The 20,522-nt window shown below is 60.9% G+C and carries 20 protein-coding genes; 14 read left to right on the top strand and 6 right to left on the bottom strand.

Features of this window, described 5'->3' with window-relative positions:
* Positions 1–86 precede the first annotated feature (86 nt).
* Complete coding sequence (locus tag KZX46_RS03795; RefSeq protein ID WP_219773957.1) at positions 87–467, top strand: hypothetical protein; 381 nt, start codon at positions 87–89, stop codon at positions 465–467.
* Between the two features lie 361 nt (positions 468–828).
* Here KZX46_RS03795 and KZX46_RS03790 read toward each other — a convergent pair whose 3' ends face one another.
* On the bottom strand, positions 829–1,308 hold the full coding sequence (locus tag KZX46_RS03790; protein WP_219773956.1) for a hypothetical protein: 480 nt from the start codon (positions 1,306–1,308) through the stop codon (positions 829–831).
* 274 nt (positions 1,309–1,582) lie between these two features.
* Between KZX46_RS03790 and KZX46_RS03785 the strand changes: the two genes are divergently transcribed.
* From KZX46_RS03785 to KZX46_RS03775, 3 genes are all read left to right on the top strand, one after another.
* Complete coding sequence (locus KZX46_RS03785; protein WP_219773955.1) at positions 1,583–2,083, top strand: MucR family transcriptional regulator; 501 nt, start codon at positions 1,583–1,585, stop codon at positions 2,081–2,083.
* Positions 2,084–2,293: 210 nt separating this feature from the next.
* The gene (locus KZX46_RS03780) at positions 2,294–2,878 is read left to right on the top strand and encodes a mobile mystery protein B (RefSeq protein ID WP_219774266.1); all 585 of its coding nucleotides are present in this window, start codon (positions 2,294–2,296) and stop codon (positions 2,876–2,878) included.
* Between the two features lie 530 nt (positions 2,879–3,408).
* Entirely contained in the window at positions 3,409–3,876 is a 468-nt protein-coding gene (locus KZX46_RS03775) for a MucR family transcriptional regulator (RefSeq protein WP_219773954.1), read from the top strand.
* 195 nt (positions 3,877–4,071) lie between these two features.
* On the opposite strand, the gene KZX46_RS03770 is transcribed toward KZX46_RS03775, so the two are convergent.
* Positions 4,072–5,208, bottom strand: a complete 1,137-nt coding sequence (locus KZX46_RS03770) for a tyrosine-type recombinase/integrase (protein ID WP_219773953.1) — start codon at positions 5,206–5,208, stop codon at positions 4,072–4,074.
* Between the two features lie 117 nt (positions 5,209–5,325).
* Here KZX46_RS03770 and KZX46_RS03765 point away from each other — a divergent pair, with 117 nt between their 5' ends.
* Complete coding sequence (locus KZX46_RS03765) at positions 5,326–6,339, top strand: hypothetical protein (protein WP_219773952.1); 1,014 nt, start codon at positions 5,326–5,328, stop codon at positions 6,337–6,339.
* A gap of 343 nt (positions 6,340–6,682) precedes the next feature.
* Here the strand turns inward: KZX46_RS03765 and KZX46_RS03760 are convergent, their stop codons facing one another.
* Positions 6,683–7,699, bottom strand: coding sequence for a ParB/RepB/Spo0J family partition protein (locus KZX46_RS03760; protein WP_219773951.1), 1,017 nt, complete (start codon positions 7,697–7,699; stop codon positions 6,683–6,685).
* Positions 7,700–7,951: 252 nt separating this feature from the next.
* Positions 7,952–9,160, bottom strand: coding sequence for an AAA family ATPase (locus KZX46_RS03755; RefSeq protein ID WP_216710482.1), 1,209 nt, complete (start codon positions 9,158–9,160; stop codon positions 7,952–7,954).
* A gap of 491 nt (positions 9,161–9,651) precedes the next feature.
* On the opposite strand from KZX46_RS03755, the gene KZX46_RS03750 reads away from it, so the two are divergent.
* Positions 9,652–10,944, top strand: a complete 1,293-nt coding sequence (locus KZX46_RS03750) for a replication protein RepA (RefSeq protein ID WP_219773950.1) — start codon at positions 9,652–9,654, stop codon at positions 10,942–10,944.
* A gap of 350 nt (positions 10,945–11,294) precedes the next feature.
* On the opposite strand, the gene KZX46_RS03745 is transcribed toward KZX46_RS03750, so the two are convergent.
* The gene (locus tag KZX46_RS03745; protein WP_226895851.1) at positions 11,295–11,813 is read right to left on the bottom strand and encodes a lytic transglycosylase domain-containing protein; all 519 of its coding nucleotides are present in this window, start codon (positions 11,811–11,813) and stop codon (positions 11,295–11,297) included.
* A gap of 301 nt (positions 11,814–12,114) precedes the next feature.
* Between KZX46_RS03745 and KZX46_RS03740 the strand changes: the two genes are divergently transcribed.
* From KZX46_RS03740 to KZX46_RS03710, 8 genes are all read left to right on the top strand, one after another.
* On the top strand, positions 12,115–12,840 hold the full coding sequence (locus KZX46_RS03740) for a hypothetical protein (protein ID WP_226895850.1): 726 nt from the start codon (positions 12,115–12,117) through the stop codon (positions 12,838–12,840).
* Complete coding sequence (locus tag KZX46_RS03735; protein WP_219773949.1) at positions 12,789–13,727, top strand: toprim domain-containing protein; 939 nt, start codon at positions 12,789–12,791, stop codon at positions 13,725–13,727. Before KZX46_RS03740 ends, KZX46_RS03735 begins: the two co-directional genes overlap by 52 nt.
* 110 nt (positions 13,728–13,837) lie before the next feature.
* A complete protein-coding gene (locus tag KZX46_RS03730; RefSeq protein WP_216710487.1) occupies positions 13,838–14,101 on the top strand; it encodes a hypothetical protein in 264 nt (87 codons plus the stop codon).
* 74 nt (positions 14,102–14,175) lie between these two features.
* The gene (locus KZX46_RS03725) at positions 14,176–14,604 is read left to right on the top strand and encodes an ArdC-like ssDNA-binding domain-containing protein (RefSeq protein WP_219773948.1); all 429 of its coding nucleotides are present in this window, start codon (positions 14,176–14,178) and stop codon (positions 14,602–14,604) included.
* A gap of 774 nt (positions 14,605–15,378) precedes the next feature.
* Entirely contained in the window at positions 15,379–15,687 is a 309-nt protein-coding gene (locus tag KZX46_RS23195; protein ID WP_255614777.1) for a reverse transcriptase domain-containing protein, read from the top strand.
* Positions 15,684–17,147 carry a reverse transcriptase/maturase family protein gene (locus KZX46_RS22750; protein ID WP_255614776.1) on the top strand — a complete coding sequence of 488 codons (1,464 nt, stop codon included), beginning with the start codon at positions 15,684–15,686 and terminating at the stop codon, positions 17,145–17,147. The genes KZX46_RS23195 and KZX46_RS22750 overlap by 4 nt, the downstream gene beginning before the upstream one ends.
* Positions 17,144–17,788 (top strand): zincin-like metallopeptidase domain-containing protein, encoded by a 645-nt coding sequence (locus KZX46_RS03715; RefSeq protein ID WP_226895849.1) that lies wholly within the window; start codon positions 17,144–17,146, stop codon positions 17,786–17,788. The genes KZX46_RS22750 and KZX46_RS03715 overlap by 4 nt, the downstream gene beginning before the upstream one ends.
* Positions 17,736–18,728 carry a hypothetical protein gene (locus tag KZX46_RS03710; RefSeq protein ID WP_219773947.1) on the top strand — a complete coding sequence of 331 codons (993 nt, stop codon included), beginning with the start codon at positions 17,736–17,738 and terminating at the stop codon, positions 18,726–18,728. The genes KZX46_RS03715 and KZX46_RS03710 overlap by 53 nt, the downstream gene beginning before the upstream one ends.
* A gap of 119 nt (positions 18,729–18,847) precedes the next feature.
* Here the strand turns inward: KZX46_RS03710 and KZX46_RS03705 are convergent, their stop codons facing one another.
* The gene (locus tag KZX46_RS03705) at positions 18,848–20,389 is read right to left on the bottom strand and encodes a Fic family protein (RefSeq protein WP_226895848.1); all 1,542 of its coding nucleotides are present in this window, start codon (positions 20,387–20,389) and stop codon (positions 18,848–18,850) included.
* Positions 20,390–20,522: the final 133 nt, after the last annotated feature.

Raw genomic sequence — 20,522 nt, 5'->3', positions numbered from 1 at the left:
ACCGACTCGGTCGCTTTGTGGTCGCGTCCGCGTTGCTCCTGCAGCTAGCGGGCTGTGGAGCGGCTACCCCGCCAGAAAGGCATGCAATGCACGACTCCTCGACGCCGGCCACGATTGCGCTGCTTCAGCGGATTGGACTTGATCTTCCTGCATCGGCGACCATCGAGCATGTAGCAAGCGAAGCGGGAATGGACGATTCAGCCAAGCTGATGATTGTCATGTCGGCCAGCGACCGGACCCTCCTGCTTCATCGGATAAGCCAGAAGGCGGGGCGCGATATAACATTTTCCGCCGACGACAACTTCCTCCTCGGGAGCGATAGCGATGCCTGGCGATCGTCCCGCACCGCCGGGTTGCAGACCGGTCAGGTACCGTGGGCTCATGGGACCGAAAGCCTGAACGTCGGCATCATTCCCGCAGCCAATTCGGGTCGGACCCAGGTATTCGTCTTCTGGCATCAGACCTAGCCTTGTGACTCTTCGCCCAGCCCGGCTACCGCCGTCACGTTGACGGGAACGTTATGCGTGGAAAGGACGCGTTCGGTAGGCTGTCGGCGCATCCTCAACGTCATGCCGTAGGGCTTCCCCCGCAGGGTCAGATCGCCAAAGACTGGCATATTGAGCGAGAAGCCGGTGACCAACTTCCGCAATCTTGCGGGCACTTTCTGGCGATCGGCTATGGCAAGCCCTGAATGTCGGTAACTCGTTACCGTTTCGTCATTCAGTGAATATGGCCCGGGCGTTCTAGCGAAGCTGCCTCTCTGTTGGTTCGACCTGCCGAGCCGACCCGTGTTCGCCTTCGCCGGCATCTGGCGGCTGCTAGCCTTCGTTATTTAACGGGTTTCGTCTTCTCGCGGTTCGCCTTGCGGGTTGCCGCTGCCTTGGCCCCGCGCAGCTTCGCGGCTTCGGGCGAGATGGATCCCGGTGTGCGCTTGGGGATTTGCACCTCAGCGTCGCCGTGGCCCTTGTTGGCCAGTTCCTTGTCGAACTCGCCAGCCTCGACCGCTGCACGCATACTCCCGAGGAACTCCTCGAAGCGCTCGGCCGGCAAATGGTTGGTCGCCTCGCCGTTAATATCAAGCGTGTTACCAGCGACTTTCACCGTCAGTGCGACGACGCCATTCTTAAGGCGGTACCAGCCGGTTGGCGTCCCCGCAGAGCCGGTCTTGAATTGCGCCAGCGTGCGGTCGATACCGCGAAGCAGTGGTCGGCGTGCCTTCGTCGGATCAATTGCCTTGCGGTCGAACACATGCTTGAGGGCATTGTCGATAACGCCGAGATAATCCTTCAAAGGCATTCTGATCTCCAACAGACATTCTAAGGTTTGCAGGTCGTGCTCGGCACATCGCTAGACTTCAAACGACGGTACCGTCAACCAAGCGACACTGCAGCTCGCTTGGAAAGATCGCTCCCGTGAGGAGACGACGACTGATCACTGCGTCGGTTTGGGCAGTTGTTGCAGCTCCGGGGAGGCTCCAGATCAAAGATATTGGTTAAGCATCTGGTAATCTTTCAACTGCCGAACTAAATGCGAATGTACTGATCGATGAGACAAACGATCGGCCTCAAACAAGGAATCTGGTGTGAACGATCTTGCGTCTAATAATGAGCTTTTGAGCCTGACCGCCGATATCGTCAGCTCGCATGTAGCCAATAACTCGGTTGCGCTTTCTGACGTTCCGGGACTGATCGGCAACGTCTATGCGGCGCTCGCCAACCTCGGCAGCCAGGTCGAGCCGGAACCCGTCCAGCAGACTCCGGCGGTTTCGATCCGCGCGTCAGTCAAGACCGACTATCTTGTCTGTCTTGAGGATGGCAAGCAGCTCAAAATGCTCAAGCGACATCTGATGACTACATACGGCATGACGCCCGACGCATACCGCGCAAAGTGGAAGCTCGCTGCAGATTATCCGATGGTGGCGCCGGCGTATGCCGAGACGCGTCGCAGCCTGGCGCTGAAGATCGGACTTGGGCGCAAGGCCTCGGTCGCGCCGCCCGCACCCGTGGTCGAGGCCTCACCGGCAAAGAAGCCCCGCTCCCCCCGCGCCAAGCTGGCGCCCGCCTTCGACGCGCCGGCGGCTTAAGAGGTCCGTACCCCGTCTTGTGGAGGTTTTCCGGCTGCGCTTCATCAGCGAGTCAACGTCTTAGCCGACATGTCCGAACCGATCAGTTTGGATATGTCGGCGACCACCCCGGTGACCCAAAAACTTTGAGCAGGACCTCCCCGTGTGACGTGGTGGTATTCATCTGCTCGGAGATTGAGCGGAACGCGAGACTACGTTTTCAAGTCGGTGATGATCGTCAGAGGGTGCGACGACGAGCGGCGGAGGCGGTCGCCTTTCCGGACGATCAAAAGTTGCCGTGTCCGAGATCAGCGGGGCAAGCCGTTCCCATCTTACATCACGCTGCGCGCCGAACTGAACGAAGCCGAACTGACAAACATCGCAGACGCGAGGAACTGGCTGTCGTGGCGAAAGCGGGAAGTACTCAATCCCGGTTTTCTAAATGCGCTGCATAAACGAATGAATGGCGATGTGTGGAGGTGGGCGGGCACCTACCGCACCACCGCGAGCAATATTGGCATCGACGCCCACCGCATCCCGGTCGAGCTTTACCAAGCAATCGATGCCGCCAAATACTGGGCCGCAAACCAGACCTTTCCGGCCGACGAGATTGCCATCCGCTTCAGCCACCGCGTTGTCGCGATCCATCCCTATCCAAACGGCAACGGTCGCTTTTCCCGTATGGTCGGCGACCTTCTCGCGATCGAACTTGCCCAACCGCGTTTCACTTGGGGACAGGTCAATCTCGTCGATCCGACCGAGACCCGCAAGGCATACATTGCCAAGCTTAAAGCAGCCGATGCCGAAGACTTTTAGCCGTTGATCGCGTTCGCGCGGTCGTAAAGTCGTGTCGACCATCCGCCTTCAGCGGGATCGCGTCACATCCGAGGCGGAGCGCGCAAGCGCCTGCACATTGCCATAAACCACCGCTTCCAGGCTCGAATCGTCCATCGCGATTGCCTTAAATCGGACGCGAAGCTGTCGGCCGGCGACATCTGAACGAAAGGCCGTTTGCATCACCTCAGCGCTCGAAAGCGGCCGGCCGTAATCCACCAATTAAGTAAGCTGAGCCACCTGAACGGACGGCGGCTTTCGGACTCAGGAAAGTTGTACGGCGAGAAATGGACGTACAGCGGACGAGACGTCTTTCGACCGAATGACCGTTTACGTTATTTTGTCCCTTCAGTCCGTCTGAGACGGTTCAAATAGTTTTCATCTTTTAGAACTAAATAATCGAACGCGCCCAGCGCCGATGAGCCACTAAAAGTGCGATTGGAACGTCGCTACTCAGCACGAGTTATACAGACGACGGAAAAGGTCAACCGGCCTAAATTAAGGAATTTTGCGTGAACATTTTATCTGCTCAAAGTGGAACGCTTTCCTTAACTGCCAATATCGTCAGTGCGCACGTCTCCAATAACTCTGTCGCGCTTTCCGACCTTTCAGGGATGATTGCGAACGTCTATGCGGCCCTCGCTCGCCTTGGCGCCCAGGTCGAACCGCAACCCGACCAGCAGACACCGGCGGTTTCGATCCGCGCGTCGATCAAGCCCAACTATCTTGTCTGTCTTGAGGACGGCAGACATTTTAAAATGCTCAAACGACATCTGATGAATGGCTACGGTTTGACGCCAGACGCGTACCGCGCAAAATGGCGCTTACCTGCAGATTACCCGATGGTCGCCCCCGCTTATGCGGAAAAGCGTCGCAACTTGGCGTTAAAAATCGGGCTCGGGCGGATGAACTCCACCGCGCAGCGCGCATCTACCGCACGGGCCGGCGGCGCAAAGAAAACCCGCTCCCCCCGCACTTAGCAACATCCTCTGACAAGAGGATCGCGTCGTTGGAGTCGGATATCGCCTGATGGGTGGGGTCGGGTACTCGATTTGGCCGCGAGCAAATCCGTTCGACATGTCTAAAACTGAACATCGCGGCCATGTCGCCCCCCGCTTAAAAATGACATTGCAGTGTGTCGGACAGTTTGGCGGCGCGTTGGTCCAGAAGAGCGTCTACTCGGCCGAGAACCGCTTCGCCAGCCGCGCGCTCGCCCCGCTTTTCGCCGCCAACTTCGCCCCGTAGCGCATCACCGTCTTGGCGTCGCGCCAGCGGTACGCCTGCATGATTGCCGGCAACCCCTCCCCTGCCGCAAAATTGTCCTGCGCCACCCCGACCCGGATCGAATGGCTCGACACCGCCTTGACCCAGCGCTCGAGCTCGGCCTCGCTCATGGTTCCGAGCAGCTTCTTATCGAACGCCGCGCGGATCAGCCGCTTGTAGATGATCGCAATCGTTCCGGGGTGAAGGGCCCCCTCCCCCACCGTGCGCACGCCGCCGTCGAAGTAGGTCTCGACCCGACGAAACAGCGCCCCGCGGTCGATATGCCCCATCTCGCGCCAGCGTTTGATCGCCTTCATCGCCGCCGGCGACAGATAGGCGAGCGCCCCCTCCCCCTCCCGATCTGTCTTGCTCCGCGGGATCAACAGCGTCCCTGCCCCCTCGCCATCGGGCCCATCGATGTGGTCGACCTCGATCGCGACCAGTTCCGAGCGCCGGCAGCCGGTGTCATAGGCGAGCAGCAGCAGCGCCTGGTCGCGCGCGCCGAGCATGTCCTTGCGGCACGCCTTCAGCAGCGTCGCGAGGCACACCCCCGCCGGCGGCCCGTCGAGGTCGGTGACGTCGCCCTTGAACCGGATCGCGCGCGCTTGGCGTTGCCGCACACCGAGGATCTTGCGCGCTGCCTTATGCTCGAACCGCACCAGTGGCGCTGCAGTTGGATCGTCGCGCCCCGCCATCCGGTACGCCCAGCCGATATGGACGAGGTACCGCCCGATCGTGGCCGCGGCGCGCTCGCCGGTGGCGCGCGCCGCGTCACTCCCGAGGTCCTGCCCCGACAGCGCACGGACATAGGTCGCAACGGTGCCGGCCGTGGCGCTGCCAGTCTGAACCCCCGAGCGCCGGCACCAGCTGTCCCACAGCCGCAGATCCGACAGGAACGCCCGCACCGTGTTCGCCGACCACGCGCGCGCCGCGGCAGCAACGAGTGTCGGGTCGAGTAGCTGACGCTGGGGCGCAAGCGCAGTGATTTCATCGACGATGATGCCGAGCGAGGCCGTCGGCGGCAGGGTCGTGAGGGCGGAAGCGGCCATCGCCGCCGATTACGCTCAAAAACCCCAAAAAGCTAGGGTCACGATAACGCTTCATTATCAGGACTACAAACACTAGTACAGTAGACTGGAAGGTCCTTTTGGCGCTACTAAGGGTGCGTGACGTATCCCCTTCCCGACCTTTCCGCGCCCGATTGGACACCGCTCTTGGCCGGGCTGCTCGAAGCGACAGCGCTCGCAATCGGCCGCCTTGACGCTCGTGTATCCGGCGCATCGACACGGTGGTCGTGGGTCGAGCGGGCGTCGTGGATCGGGTTCACGGAGGCTCGGCGCGGCCAGGGCGCAGAGATCGACGAAATCGACATTTTTGCTCTTGCCTGCGGGGTCGCAGTGCCCGGGCGGGGGCCACCCGCCTTCGCCGCCGATGAACACGCCGCGCTCGCAGCTTGGCAGGCGGCGCTGGCCAGGCCCGACGGACGACACTGGCGCGAGCTGATCCCGGTGACGCTCAACTTGCCGCCAGAGTGGAGCGATCGCCCTGCTCTGCTGCGTGCGCTCGAACTGACCGCGATCCACGCGCGCGCCGATCGCAGCGCGGCCCCGTGGCTCGGCATACCGTCGCTGCTCAAGGCCCTCGGCGTGACCCGGACCCCCCTCCCCTGCCTCGTCGCCGCAGACAAGGCCCTGCGATACGCGCCGCGCGATCGTCGAGCGATCGTCCCGCGATACCTGAAAGCGCTGACGAAAGCCGCCGAGGACGGGCTCGAGCGGCTCAATGCCGTCGAGGGAGACCGAACGCGGGCAGCCGCGACCCTCGGCGCGGCGCGGCGTCCCGGCAAGTTGGTGTCGCTGGTAGTGCTGCTCCAGCGCCGGCCGCTGCTGAGCCCGCTTTATGTGTCGCGTACGCTCGGGCTGACCATCTCCGGGGCGGGCAAGTTGTTAACGCGGGCAGCCCATCAGGGCCTCGTGGTCGAGATCAGCGGACGCCAGGCATGGCGTGCATATCTCGCCCCCGACCTCGCGGTTAAATTTGGATTTGCGGCTCAGCCTGCCGGGCGGCCGTCGCGTCTACCAGAGCCAGACGCACGCGCACTCGCGCGATTCGACGACGAGATGGCCGAGATCGACGCCATGCTCGCGGCGCTAGGAGTCATTGTCGAACTGACCCAGTAGCCTAAAAAGTTCGAGCTCATTTTGGGCTGATGTTGGTACGGGCTTCGCGGCGCGATCATGAGCCCACAGCCCTTCTGCGCAGCTACTTAGCGACCGCGGTGACCCCATTACTAGTCTGCCGGGATTGCATCGAGTCAGGCTCACTGACTATCGTGGTCCGCTAGTTTCGCGGCGGAATCGTGCATGTATGTGACCCGGACGCCAAGAGGGCTAACCGGTCGATCGACACGCGGTCTACTCGAATTGCCGCCGTTTCGCTGCAGCTCTTTGATATTTCACCTTGTGCTGCGCACCAGCGACATCGCCAAATGCATCCGGCCGCCCAAAGCGATGCGTACCGAGATCAGCCTTCCCCAACCTTGAGACGATCAAGTAGTTCAGCAAAAGCTGCAACGAGATCTGCGCGCGTCGCCCCGCTGCGCGTTGGCAGAACGACCGTCGTTCGCGTCTGCCCGCGCGTCGCTCGCATCATTGGACGACCGGACTTGCTTTGCCACTCATCGACAATCACCGCTGCGGGGCGGACGGATCTGGAGAGTGTCGCGCGCTGCAGCTGCCGAACGATATCGGCAGGCCGTATAGTCGGCTGCCCTGCAGCAAGCGACCCGGCCTGAGCATCGGCAAGGTCACGTGCTTCTGCCAGCAATTTACGCGCCGCCAGCGGCTGCCGCAACAGTGGCCCCAAGACCTTCGCGTGCTCGACCTTCAGCTCGCGCGGATCCGCAAAGCAGGCGATAATCTCAGGTGGCAAGGCTGCGAGATCGAGCAACCGTGAGAGCCACGCCGTCTGCAGGTTTAGGCGGGTCGCCATATCTGCTTGTTTGTTGCCATAAAATAACGTGAGCGCCTTGGCGTAGTCCCTTGCCCGCTCGAGATCGCTTAGGTCTTTACGAGCACGATTCTCGACGTCTGCCAGCCGGAAGGCCTCCTCGTCGGTCAGTGCCAAAACCGTGACGAGAAATTCGAAATTTGGATAATTATGCGATCGCAGCCACATGACCGTCCAGTGCCGACGCGCGCCTGCGATGATTTCGAAATCGACGTCAGGATCGCCCTTAACCCGCCTGACGATCGCTGGAAGCCGCTGTTTCCCCTCGGCTTTAAAGCTGTCGATCAGGTCGGCGCAACTTACCTCGTCGAGTAGCGCCTGATCTCGATTGTGATGCTCCCACAGTCGACAGCGAGCGGGATCGACCCACAAGGTACGATCGTTGACAACCTTGCCCGTCGCGAGCTCGGTAAACGCCGACGAGCGGCTTGCGACGACGCTATCGGTCGGAAGCGCCCCGCGCGCCGGCCGATCGCGCGCCGACTCGACATACGAATCGGCGAGACGGTCCCCGAATCCCTTATTTCCCATACTGTGCTCCCTGCCCCGTCCGCCCGTCCACTAGCGCCGATAAATTGTCGATCGACAATTTAGACGTATGTATCTGTAATAACACAGCTTTTGGTTGGATACCGACATCTTCGCACGCTGCAGAAGGCGACTTTTCCAGCTGTAGACCATCATGAGCTGTCGAAACCGTCAGATACTCAGATCGAAGCACTTGTCGCGTCGGTTTTGCTTGCGACGTCAGAGGCTTACCCGAATATTGTCGATCGACAACGCTCATAGCGCCCCCTCGCGGCGCAAGGCCGCCTCATGGCTCGGCCACGTCCTTCTGATCTCGATTTCGATCTCGCGATTGACCGCATTAAGGTGGCCGATGCAGCGAGCGTGAACCTCATGGCTCGTGATCGGACGCTCGAGCTCGTAGACAGTGCTAAGGCGCGAACTCGCGTTGTCGATCTCGGCAGAATCCTTCAGGCTGGCCCGCAGCATGGCGGCCCCAAAAAGCCGCTGCGCCATTTTCATGATCTCGCGGTGCATCGATTTACCGTCGTCGGCCTTGCTCGCAACCAACCTGACGAAGTTGTAAATCGGGCGCTTCCCCCGCAGTTCCTCGAGCTGTTTCATAGTGGTTGCCAGCATGCTGAGAAAGGACGCAGTCGACGAGAAGTCGATCATGCTTGGAGGCATGGGAATGATCATCGCGTTGGCGGCGGTAAGCACTGCGAGCGAGATCATGCCCAGTGCCGGCGGCGGATCGAGAATGACAATGTCGAAGTCATCGGCAACAGTCTCGATCGCCTCGCCAATCTTGTCGATGAAAGCGAACCCGTCGCGACCGCGCCGAGCGATCTCTGCCGCGATCTCGTATTCGGCGTTGTAAAGCTTTAGGTTCGCCGGCAGCAGCCAGAGATTATCGAAATGCGTGCGTCGCAGCAACGGCCTGAGACCAACGATGCCGTCGTCGTGCAGATAGCCGTAAAGGGTGTCCTCGTCGCCGAGATCGGTGTCGGGCACAATGCCGAACAACATCGTCGATGAGGCCTGACTATCGCAATCCATCAGCAGAACGCGATAGCCGCGCATTGCCAGATATTGGGCCAGGTGCACGGCGATGGTGGACTTACCAACGCCGCCCTTGAAATTCTGCACAGCTACAATCGAAAGCGGGTCAGTTCGCTCGCGCGATACCCGCGTCCCGAAAACGCCGCGCATATGATTGATGTCCGCAAGCGTATAGCCGACACGACGATTGGTCGAAGTTCGCTCGCGCGCCGGTAACCGCCCGTCTTTCTCCGCCTCGCGGATCGCCGACGCGCCGCGACCGACCATCTCAGCTGCTTTCGAAATCGCGAAGCGGGGAGCTTGCTTCGTTCCGGTCGCAGCATCGAGTCCGCTGGCCCGCAGCTGCCCGAGGACATTCTGCGCAGCATCGTAGAGGTCAGTGATGTCGTCATGCCCCCCAAAGCTCGAAAAGGCGTCAGGCATAAGGTCCCCGTTTGGCAGTTTGAAAAGCCCTAGCGCCATAAAAGTGCCAAGTCACGCGGAACTGAGTCTATTTCGCCAATCTCATGGCCGATGTTAGTACGCCTAGCCAAGAACGGCTGACGTCGCCACCAACCCGCCGCGAAGGGCTGATCTTGGTACGCTCGCTTTAGACGACGGGGTGCCAAGGCTGATGTTGGTTCTATCCACAGGCTTCGAGGGCTGATGTCGGTGCACCCGATCTAGGGTAACTGGCTGATGTCGGTACACACTCCTATAGAGTCTTTTCCGATAGGATTCCGATAGGGCAGGGGTCAGGTCGATGAAGAAACCGAATCGCAAACCTCGAAAGCCACTCGATCGAGCGTACCGACATCAGCCCGACATTTGGTAGTTCTAGACCCCTTCTGCCCTCAAAATCGCCAAGAGGCTTGCCAAACCGCCTTTTGTAACGTTGTGTGGTCCTATTCGCGGCGAACAGCCAAGGTGGGGCCATGCAATTTGAACTGCCGATCGGACAGCGTTATGCTCGGCAACTCACGGTAACGGATCCGCCAGCGCTTCGTCTCGAGGCACAGCGAGCCGGCCATACGTTGATTTTCGATGCGATGCGCGCCGTCAACGACGCCGATCTCGTACCCGCCTATCTGCATTCGGCGCTGTGTGCCATGTCGCTGCCCGCACGTCGTCCAAAAGACGAGATGGCGCCAATCATTCGCCAGGACGGTCGATATACGCTTGCGATCACACCAAAGCCTGTCTTGCGCCGCATTGACGGCGAGATGACGCTGCAAAGCCTCGGGGTGCCATTCGGGTCTTACCCTCGCGTGATCCTTATTTACATCATGTCAGAAGCAGTTCGTACCGGATCGCGCGACGTCTATCTTGGCGGTAGCTTCGCCGAATGGTTGCGCCGACTCGGCTATGAAAAGGCGACGCACGGCTCACGGGGTACCGCCAGTCTGCTTCGGGGCCAGTTAGAGCGCTTGTTGGCCTGTGAGTGGATGATCCGCTGGGACGACAATGCCTCGGACGACGCGGCCTTTGCGGTCAAGGAGGTTAAGCTGGCGAATGAGTATGCTGGCTTGAGGGGGAAGGACGGACAGTTCATCAAGGAAATCCGTCTCGCCGATGCGTTCTTCGAACATCTGCGCGAACACGCTGTCCCGCTCAATGAGGCAGCAATCCGAGAGTTGAAGAACAATCCAACCGCGCTCGATCTCTACACCTACTTTGCCTATCGTCTTCAACGCATCAGTGGCGATCGCCCCCAGCTCTTGTCCTGGCAACAACTCGCGTGCCACCTCGGGAACGCGACCGAATCGCCGCGCAAATTTCGCAGCACGATCCGGCAAAGTTGGGATCTCGTATCAGGCGTATATCCAAACGCGCATATCGATCTCAATGGACCGGTCATCAAAATGTGGAGTTCACCGCCACCGGTCGAGAAACGTCTTGTCGGGCCGCACCTGCACCTCGTCAAACCTCCACAAGAAGTGACTTATGAGAGCGGCAAGGCGGATATCATCCTGACCCCAATTGCTGTTCCTCAACCGTCAGTACTGCCCGCGGCATTTCCGAGCGGCTCGTTGTCCTTTGGCGGCGACGCGGAGCGTCTGTTTCGTCAGATCGCACGCGAACATGGCGGTGGTTACGACGTCGACTCGATCGCAGGTGCGTATCGCAACCAAGTTGGCGAGAAGCTGCCGATGCTGTCAGGCCCGCGTCTGGAGAAATCCTTTCGGATGTTCTGCGTCAGTTATGCCGAGCGACGCGGACCGGTATAGTTTTCGATGCTCTGAGGCGGATTATCAATCTACCTAGGCAATGCGAAGACGAGCGATTGCCTGTCCGAAAAGCGAGACCTAACTCGACTGCGATACTGGCTCGACCTGGCACCAGAGGCCGAATTCGCTGAGTTTTGCCGACAGTTGCTGCAGGGCCAAAAAAGGACATCCTGACGCCGGATCCGCAGTATTTAGCTTCGACTGGTAAAGCAGGTCACGCGTGCACGCTGTCTCTGTCGACCGACAGCGTACCTTAACGAGTGGTATTCGTAATACCGGATAGACTTTTCCCCGAAAGTTTCTTGTAGCATGCGCAAACGCATTGGGGCCTGGTCAGACTAACGACGATCTCAATATTGCGTGTGTAGCTCAAATGACATCGACACGGCATGCGATACGAGCGCCGGCAAGTTTAGCTGCGGGGCCGGTGTAACCTCATTGAAGTAGCCGAGTATCTTCTCGACATAGCTCGGCGTCTCATGGTTGAGCGGGATACCGCGCCAGCGATCGACCGCACCGCGTCCGGCATTGTACGCGGCAAGGGCGAGCGGCACGGATTGGTAGCGGTCGATCATCGATCGCAAATAACGCGCACCGCCTTCGATATTCGCGGCCGGATCGAAGCGGTCGATAACGCCGAGGTCATTTGCGGTTTGCGGCATCAGCTGCGTCAGTCCGCCGGCACCGGCGGCGCTGACCTCGGACGGTCGGTAACGCGATTCCTGCATTACCAAAGCGTCGAGCAGCCCGGCGGGCAGCGCGTGGCGGCACTCGGCGTCGCGGACCAGCGGCCAGTACGCTAAGCGACCGGCAATCGTCGCTGCCGCAAGCCCACGATGCGGCGCAGCTGGCCGTTTCGCGCAACTCAACGTGGCCGATGCGTCGCTGGCGTCGCTGCGCCCTTCTGCGCGAGCAGAAACGTCCGCTGACGCTGGCACCGCCCATGAACCGTGTTGATAGACGACAAAGTCGCCGGTCGATCGCGACTCAACTCCATTCGCGCGCGCAATCTCAGTCGGCGCGGTGCCGTCAAAAGTTACCGAGCTGACGGTGCCAGCGTGCGCCGTCCCCGCCAGCAGTCCTAAGACGGCAAGATGCCTCACCTGCATTGCTCAAGAATCTTCTCACGTCTTGCATTCGTCAAGGGTCAGAATAGCAAAATTCGCCCAGTTGCCGGTCAACTGTCAGAAATTAGAGGGGAGGGGGCCTGTTTTTAGCGACCCTGCGAACGACAAGGAATATTGGATGATTGACAATGATCAGGAGCCGATCGTGCGGCCCTATGTGCTGCTGCCAAGCGGAAACGTAATCGACCTCGTCGATCCGTCGCCGATGAGCTGGTCGAACAATGACCTCGCGGTCGGTCTATCGCGAACATACCGGTGGGGTGGTCATTCGGCGTGGAAGAACCCACTGTCGGTCGCTCAGCACTGTCTCACCGTACTTGCAATTCGGGAGCTTGACGGCCCGCTATCGCCCGAGCTCGCGCTTTACGAATTGGTCCACGATGCAGAGGAGGGGCTGATCGGATGGGACTGCGTGTACCCACTCAAGCAGTTCCTCGGCGCGCCGTTCGCTCAACTCTGCGCTCGGCTGACAGCCAGGATCGCTGAACGCTACAAATTACCCGCGTTGACGACCGAGGAGCGCCGCCTTCACAAGTTGGCCGATCGCCGCGCAGCAGCGAGCGAGGCGCTTCACGTGGTTCGCTGGTCGCCCGAACAGATCAGCACCACCTTGAACATTGCAGACGAGCCGCTTGGCCGAGATCCGCTCATTTATGGGATCGATCGCGGAACCTATGTCGCCTGGGAACCGTGGACGAGCGAATATGCGGCAGCAGAATGGCTGTCACGATTCACGCTCGAGCTTGCCCGCGCCGGAGTCTGGTCGTGAACCGTGCGACCGTCTCCCATGTTGAGCTTGAACAACAAGCTCGTTCAATCGTCGACCAGCTCGGCGGAAAATGGACGGCGCGCGGCGGCATGTGCCGCTGCCCGGCACACGACGACAGTAGTCCGAGCCTGTCGGTCAGACTCGGCGACACCACGCTGCTCGTCCACTGCTTCGCCGGCTGCAACGCGATCGATGTCCTGAAGGAGCTACGAGCGCTCGACAGCGGTGGTGTCAAGACGAGCCACGAGCGGCAGCGCGTCGAGCCCCACAATCTGCAGCCGCTTGCCGAGCGACTGTGGATCGGCGCCCGCACCCTATCAGGATCACCCGCCGCAATCTATCTTGAGTCGCGCGGCCTCGTCTCGCGGAGCGCCCAAATCCGCTTTCACCCCCGCGTTCAGCTCGGGAGCAGCGCGGACGCCGCCTTTCAGCCGGCGATGGTCGCCGCCGTTCGAGATGATAGCGGGCTCGTTGCCGTCCACCGGACGTTCCTCAACAGCGGAACTGGATCCAAGGCCGCTTTCGATAACCCCAAACGACTGCTCGCGGTGCCCGGTGCCGGTGCGGTGCGCATCGGTGTGGCCACTCGCGTGCTCGGCCTCGCCGAGGGCATTGAGACCGCCCTGGCTGCCAGCAAAATCCACTGCATCCCGGTGTGGGCGGTGCTCGGCAACGAGCGCTTTGGCTTGGTTACAATCCCGCCGCGTGTTGAACGCCTCGTCATCCTCGCCGACAACGACGCCGGCGGCGCGCGCGCCGCGCAACTCGCACTTGATGGCCAACACAGCGATGGACGGACAATCGATGTTATCTGGCCACCTTCGGCGCACAATGACTGGGCGGACGTGCTGATGGCCGGGAGAGGGGAGGGGGCTGCGCCGGATTGAGCCGGCCATGGCGGCGCGTGCTCGACCGGAGAGACTCTCATGACCGTTCAGATGATTGCCGCGACGTCGCCGAGGCCGACCTCGGCAAGCTTCCGAGCACGCTTGGCATCATGATCGATCTCGACTTCAACGGCACCGCCCTCGTCGCCGCACTGGCTCGTCGCGGCACGAAGGTGCAGCGCGCCGGCACCCCGCTGACGCTCGCGTCGGTGCTGGTCAACTTCTTGTTAAGGATCGAGATCAAGGATTACGTTGCGGCCCGGCTCGACTGGTACAAGTCGCTCGGCTGCTTCACCGAGATCGTCTCGTACAAAACGCGCCTGTTCACGCCCGTTGACCGTACGGAGGCGATCATCGCCGAGCTGATGGCCTGAATACATCGCCGAGAGGGGAGGGGGCGGCCCGGGGTTGACCCCGCGACTTCTTCGACGGGGCATGGAGACCCCCGATGAAGCCAGCCCCCACCCGTGTCGCTCGCACCCGCGCCGAGACAAGTAGTCCAGCAAAGCTGATCACCGACGCAATTATCGCTCGGCTCGAAGCCGGGGTGAGCCCGTGGCGGCGCACATGGGCACTGTCACGCGGCCATAGCGGCCGACCGATGCGCGCGTGCGGACAACCGTACCGCGGCATCAACGCGCTGTGGCTGTGGGTCGTCGCCGACACCAACGGCTATGTCAGCCCGACGTGGATGACGTACCGTCAGGCAGCCGAACTCGGCGGACAAGTCCGCAAGGGCGAACGCAGTACGGTCGCCGTGTTCTACAAGACCTACATCGCCCGCGACACAGCCCCCGGCCCCGATGCAAACAACGGTGACGACGACCGCACCCGCCGAGTCATGAAGTCCTACAACGTGTTTAATGGTGCGCCGTAACGGCGGAAGTAAAGAGGAGCTCTACCATGAGTAGATGATCTTGCTGGTTATAGATCATGTCCACTGGACTAACCTCGGCCAGCAATGGCTGTAACCCCGAAAGGGGCGGGGAAAAGTAGCATGTTCAGAAAAGGTCCGGAAGCGCCAAAACCATTTGCGGCGTCATGGATCAGGGCAAGACGTGTAAGGTGAAAGCTATACTGCCTGAACCCCAGTTTGCAGCGGCAAATAACGGAGCGGTGTCGCAGAATGGTTGACGCGGCACATCGGAGAGATGGAGGAAAGGGCGTTGAGTTCCTCCCGAGCGAACGGTTTTACCGTAAGCCTGCCAGCCTCTCCGGCGCACCCTCTGTAGGGAGGGGTAAGTGAACGAACGGGGCACCTAACCACGTCGGAACTCCAACTTCCGTAATTACGGGATCGCCTAAACAGGATGGCTTGCCAGACCTGCACGGCGACGGAGCCGCCATAGTACTCGAAAGCCCGGTGTAACGACCGGGACAGCCCCCACAATTGGTGGGGGACGGGCGCGGCCATAAGCGCAGGGCAACCGGCGCGAAACGCCTCAACGCTCGGGGGAAGGGCGGCAGCGACTGCGATCAGACGTCCTCACAAGGAGGTGTGCTAATGCTGCCAGATACCATTGAGAGGGCCGTCCGGTCACTCCCGACCATAATCAGGTCGGGTCGGCAGGTTAATGGTCTCTTCCGCTTGATGAAAAGCCCGCTCCTATGGGAGCATGCTTATCAAAAGATCGCGCCTAATAAGGGGGCGATGACGCCGGGTGTTGACGGAGAGACGTTCGACGGCTTTTCGCCGGAGAAGGTCTCGTCGATCATCGACCGGCTGGCGGATGGAAGCTATCGACCAAAGCCGGTACGTCGGGTTTACATTCCGAAAGCCAACGGCAAGAAGCGGCCGCTTGGCGTGCCGACCACGGAGGACAAGCTCGTCCAGGAAGTGGTGCGGACGCTGCTTGAAGAAATCTATGAACCGCTGTTCTCACAGCACTCTCATGGATTTAGAACGAGGCGTTCGTGCCATACGGCGTTAGAGTCAATCCGCGCCCAATGGACGGGGTGAAGTGGCTGATCGACGTTGATGTTGTCGGATTTTTTGACAACATCGATCATGATGTTCTGATCGGTTTGCTGGAAAGACGGATTGCGGATCGGCGCTTTGTGCGTCTCGTCCGCGGCTTGTTGAAGGCAGGCTATATCGAGGACTGGGTCTATCATCGGACCTACAGTGGCACACCGCAGGGTGGGGTCGTCTCCCCGATGCTGGCTAATATCTACCTGCACGAACTCGATTTGTTCGTGCAGGAGCGGATCGCCAGCTTTACCAAGGGGGACAAACGCGCGCGGTCGAAAGACAGCAGGCGTATAGGCCTACGAACTTGCTACCTTCGGAAGCAACTGGATGCTAAGCGTGCCAAAGGGCATGCTGACCCCCAGAAGATCGACTCCATGTTGGAGGAGATAGGTCGGCTTAAAGCAGAACGGGCGACCGTTCCGGCATCCGACGCCCTTGACCCAAACTATCGGAGACTGCGATACTGTCGCTACGCCGATGACTTTCTCATCGGGGTGACCGGCAGCAAGGCGGAAGCTCGCCAGCTCATGGACGAGGTCAGGGTTTTCCTGGCCGATACTCTAAAGCTGGAAATCTCTGCTGAGAAAAGCGGAATCCGAAAAGCGACGGACGGGGCGCGGTTCCTTGGATATCAGGTCTGCACCAGCACCAACCGTAACCCGCATAAGGCGATCTTCAGTGGTCGTCCGACATTGCGGCGCGGCTTGGCGGATCGGTTGCGGCTCCGAGTTCCAAGAGATCGGGTTGTCCGGTTCGTCAACGACAAGGGTTGGGGGGATTATGAAGCCTTCCAACCCCGTGGCCGACCTGAACTGCGCTTCGCGAGCGATGTGGAGATCGTTCTCGCCTACAATGCACAATGGCGCGGCTTTGCGAACTATTATGCCCTTGCCGACGATGTGAAGCGCAAGCTGAATAAAGGCGGCTACTTCGCCCTGTTCTCTTGCGTCAAAACCATCGCTTCGAAGCATCGGACATCGGTTCGCAGTGTCTTCGCGAGAATGCGGCGTGGGACAGACTTCTTCATACGCTTCGAGGTGGGAGACGAAGCCCGAGCGATCAAGCTGTGGCAGTTGAAGGACCTTCGGCAGCACGTCCGAACGTGGGGAGGGATAGACATACCCCGGTCCACCCAGTTCGTGTTCAGCAGAACGGAGTTAGTCGAACGGCTCAACGCGCGTCAGTGCGAGCGTTGCGGTCGTGAAGATCTTCCCTGCGAAGTCCATCACGTCCGCCGGATCGCTGAGATGGCGCATGCCGGGTTGTCTCGCTCCATGCGAGCAGCACGACAGCGCAAGCGCGCGGTTCTCTGCGTGCCTTGTCACAACGCCGTCCACGCCGGACAACCAACCGACCGCCAACGGCGGATAGCACGCAGTCGTGGAGAGCCGGATGCGCTGAAAGGTGCACGTCCGGTTCGGAGGGGGGCCGAGCAATGTTCTCAATGAGACGTTGCCGGCCTACCCTACTCGCGCAGGTCGACGGGCTTCCCGACCGATTTTCGTCATCTGCGTCCATCGCGGTCGAACTTGGCAGTTCGCAGGAGGAGGCCCATCGCGCCGAGATCGACGCATTCATCGCCGGCACTGGCGCCGCAATCGTCCACGGCGGCAACGAGGCATGCTACTATCCGAGCTTCGACACGATCCACCTGCCACAGTCCGCGGCGTTCGACACCTACGCCGATTACGGCGCGACGGCAGCGCACGAGCTGACGCACTGGACGGGGCACCCAAGCCGCCTCGACCGCGACCTCGCCAACCGGTTCGGCAGCGATGCCTACGCTGCCGAGGAGCTCGTCGCCGAGCTCGGCTCGGCCCTGCTCGGCGCCGACCTCGGCCTGCCGGTCACCCACCTCGACAATCACGCCAGCTATATCGACCATTGGCTGCGCATCCTGCGCGCCGACGAGCGCGCGCTCATGACCGCAGCGGCCCGCGCCGAAGAAGCTGCGACCTTCCTTCTCGCCCGCGCCGGTCGCGCACCCGGCACCACCGATGATGCCGACGGCGAGCCAGGCGACACGGCCTCGCCCGATGAGCGTGCCTACGCGCCGCTCGCGCTCACTGCACGCCATGCCGCGTTATGATCATCCGGCGTATCAGTCCGCGTTCGAAGACCTTAATGCGCTGCTCGCGGCCAAGCTCAACGGTCACCCCGACGTCGAGTATATGGACACGATGATGTACGGCTTCTGGGGCGATGGGCACAGTTGGCCGTTCGAAGGCAACCTCTTTCCAAGTGACGCCGTCGCCGAGCAGACGTGGCTACGGATGCTCGCGGTGCAACTGGCGCACTGGACCCGCACGCCGCTCGTGACCAACACCCAGCCCGACTTTAACCGGGTGGGTAATGCGGCGATGCTCGATCGCACCGTTCGCAGCCGCAACTGGATCCGGTCCGACACGATCTTCATCGAGAATACGCAGATCGAAGCCCTCAGCAATCGTCCGCCATGGTGTGCGGCGGTGAGCGAGGTCGGCATGACGCGCGGAGACGTGGATGTGCTCGACATCGACGAGGGTGTCACGCTGAACGAACGGATCATCGACCATGTCCTTGCCGTCGGCGCCAATTATTGGTCGGTCTGGAACTGGCACGACGAAGCGGTCGAGCATATTCTCAGTTTCTACGACCGCGACCCTGCGCCGGTTGATCGTGCTGCGCGACGGATTGGGTACCGTGTCTATCCTGCCTTCATCTGGGCGTTTGGTGACGGCGGTACGAACGGGCTCGTCGTCGGCCTCGCCAATGACGGCGTTGCGGCACCTCCGGGTACCGTTCAGCTTAGCATCTCGGATGCCGGGGGCCAGGTTCTCGCGCGTGGCTGTGTCGACGCCGGCTATCCAACGCCTGCCGGTATCCGTCAGGCGATGCTGCGCCTTCCCCTGGGCATTGCGTGGGAAGGTCTGCATTTGCGGGCGGAGCTGCTGGTGAAAGACGTGGCTCACCCTCTCAAATGGGCGTGTCGGCAACAGACGGACAGCAATGGAGCGCTCACCTTGAGGCGCAACGTTCGCGCCAGCTGACCAATCTCATTATTCAATTGGGCAGCGAGCAAATATTCTTAAGTGCGACCTGCATCGTCCGGCTGATACCGAGGCCTGTTGGCGGCCGCGCGCATTCCTTTGCGAAAAACCGCCAGCGTTTATCCCTCGGCGGCGAACATCTCCGCGTAGATTACCTCGATCTGAGCAACTTCTTCATCGGCGAGCGCCGCAAATTCCTTCGTCCGGCCCCGCTGCGACAAGAGACCATCGTTCTGCGCGAGAAAACCACGCAGGAGTTCGACCTGCGCGGCCGGCATATCGACGATCTGCTGGATGCGGTCGCTGAACCGATCAAAGGCTTCGAGGAACCGGATCTCTTCCGGCATATCTCGCTCGATCGTCTGCTCGACACAGGCGTAGAGGAATTCGACATGCGCGGTCGCATCGAAATAGCGATAATAGTCGGCGGTATCGTTGAGGACCTCGACATTGCCATCGGCGGTGGGCTGCCATCGGATGAGCGGCAGCAGGGGGGCCGAATAACTCTCCAACACTCGGCGATACTCATCGATCCGCCGGTAAATCGCGACACTTATCGGGAAGATCAGCCCCGGCGGGTTGAACGCGGCAAGCGCGAGCGCGTGGTGGATGAGCCAGCGGTGAAGGCGGCCGTTTCCGTCGACATAAGGATGGATATAGACAAAGCCGAACGCGGCGCAGGCAGCGGCGGCGACCGGATCCAACCGCCCACGCGCCGTCCGCTCGACATACTCGATCAGGCCACCGAGCAGGGACTCGAGATCCTGCGGCCTGGCGCTGATATGATCGGGGACCGGCATGTTGGTATCGCGATCATGGACGCCGACGAACCCGCCCTCGTCGCGTAAACCCAGCTGGACGAACCGGGGATCGCCAATGACGATGCGCTGCAACCTGTCAAATTCCGCAATGCTTAAGGATCGCGTGCCGGCCTGGGCGATTGCCTGGGCCCATCGCGTTGCCCGATCGCCTGACGGACGCTCGCCCTCGATGGCAAAGGACGACTTAGAATCGTTCAGCAGCAGAAAGGCGGCAGCGCGGGACAGCAGATCGCGGCGGATGCGGCCGACCGTCTCTCGTGTGCGAACGTCGAAGGCGCGTGCCACATATGCGTCGATGGTCGGTGTACGGCGAACCATCGGGCAAAAGGCGGGTGTACCTGGCAGGTTGTTAAGCACGCGGTGGCGCGGCGATGGCTCGCCTTCAGCCAGTGCAAGCTGCTGCACTGCGTTGATTGCCGGGACCAGTCTGATCTTGCCGGCGTCGGGAACATGGAGGCGAAGACCGGTCTGCCATTCATAGAGAAACCAGATCCGGCGGGCATAAGCACCGGTCGGCGCCGCCGCCACGATCGCTGCGATATCCGCAGGGTCGATCACTCCGAACAGCGCCGAGAGCACGGCAAGATCGACGCCCTCATACCGCAGCGCATGTGTGAGTTGCTCAGCGAGGTCATTGCCGGGCGCATGGCGTGGAGTCTGCATCAACCAGCGGTCCGTCGAGACCGGATGATGTCGCTGCGCAATCGCGGTCAACCGCGCGGGCAAGGGAACGGCGAGGTCATAGCGCGAGATCAACGCGGCATAGCCCGCAGGCGTACCAGCCTCCGCAAGCGGGAGCTCGTGAAAATCGTTCACTGACTGTGAAGGCCATTCACCCATAGGGCTCTCCGCAAAAATCATTCACTCGGTCTCGGCCAATTTGCAAAGACCGTTCACCGACTGCGAATATCTATCACAGACGTCTAGAAACGCGAAAATTAATCACCGCAGTCAGAGGTGGCTCGCTTTATCT

This window comes from Polymorphobacter sp. PAMC 29334 (assembly GCF_019431245.1).
Lineage (GTDB): Bacteria > Pseudomonadota > Alphaproteobacteria > Sphingomonadales > Sphingomonadaceae > Polymorphobacter_B > Polymorphobacter_B megasporae.
Note: the sequence above shows the minus strand (reverse complement) of the source record. Positions and strands in the feature narration are given on the sequence as shown.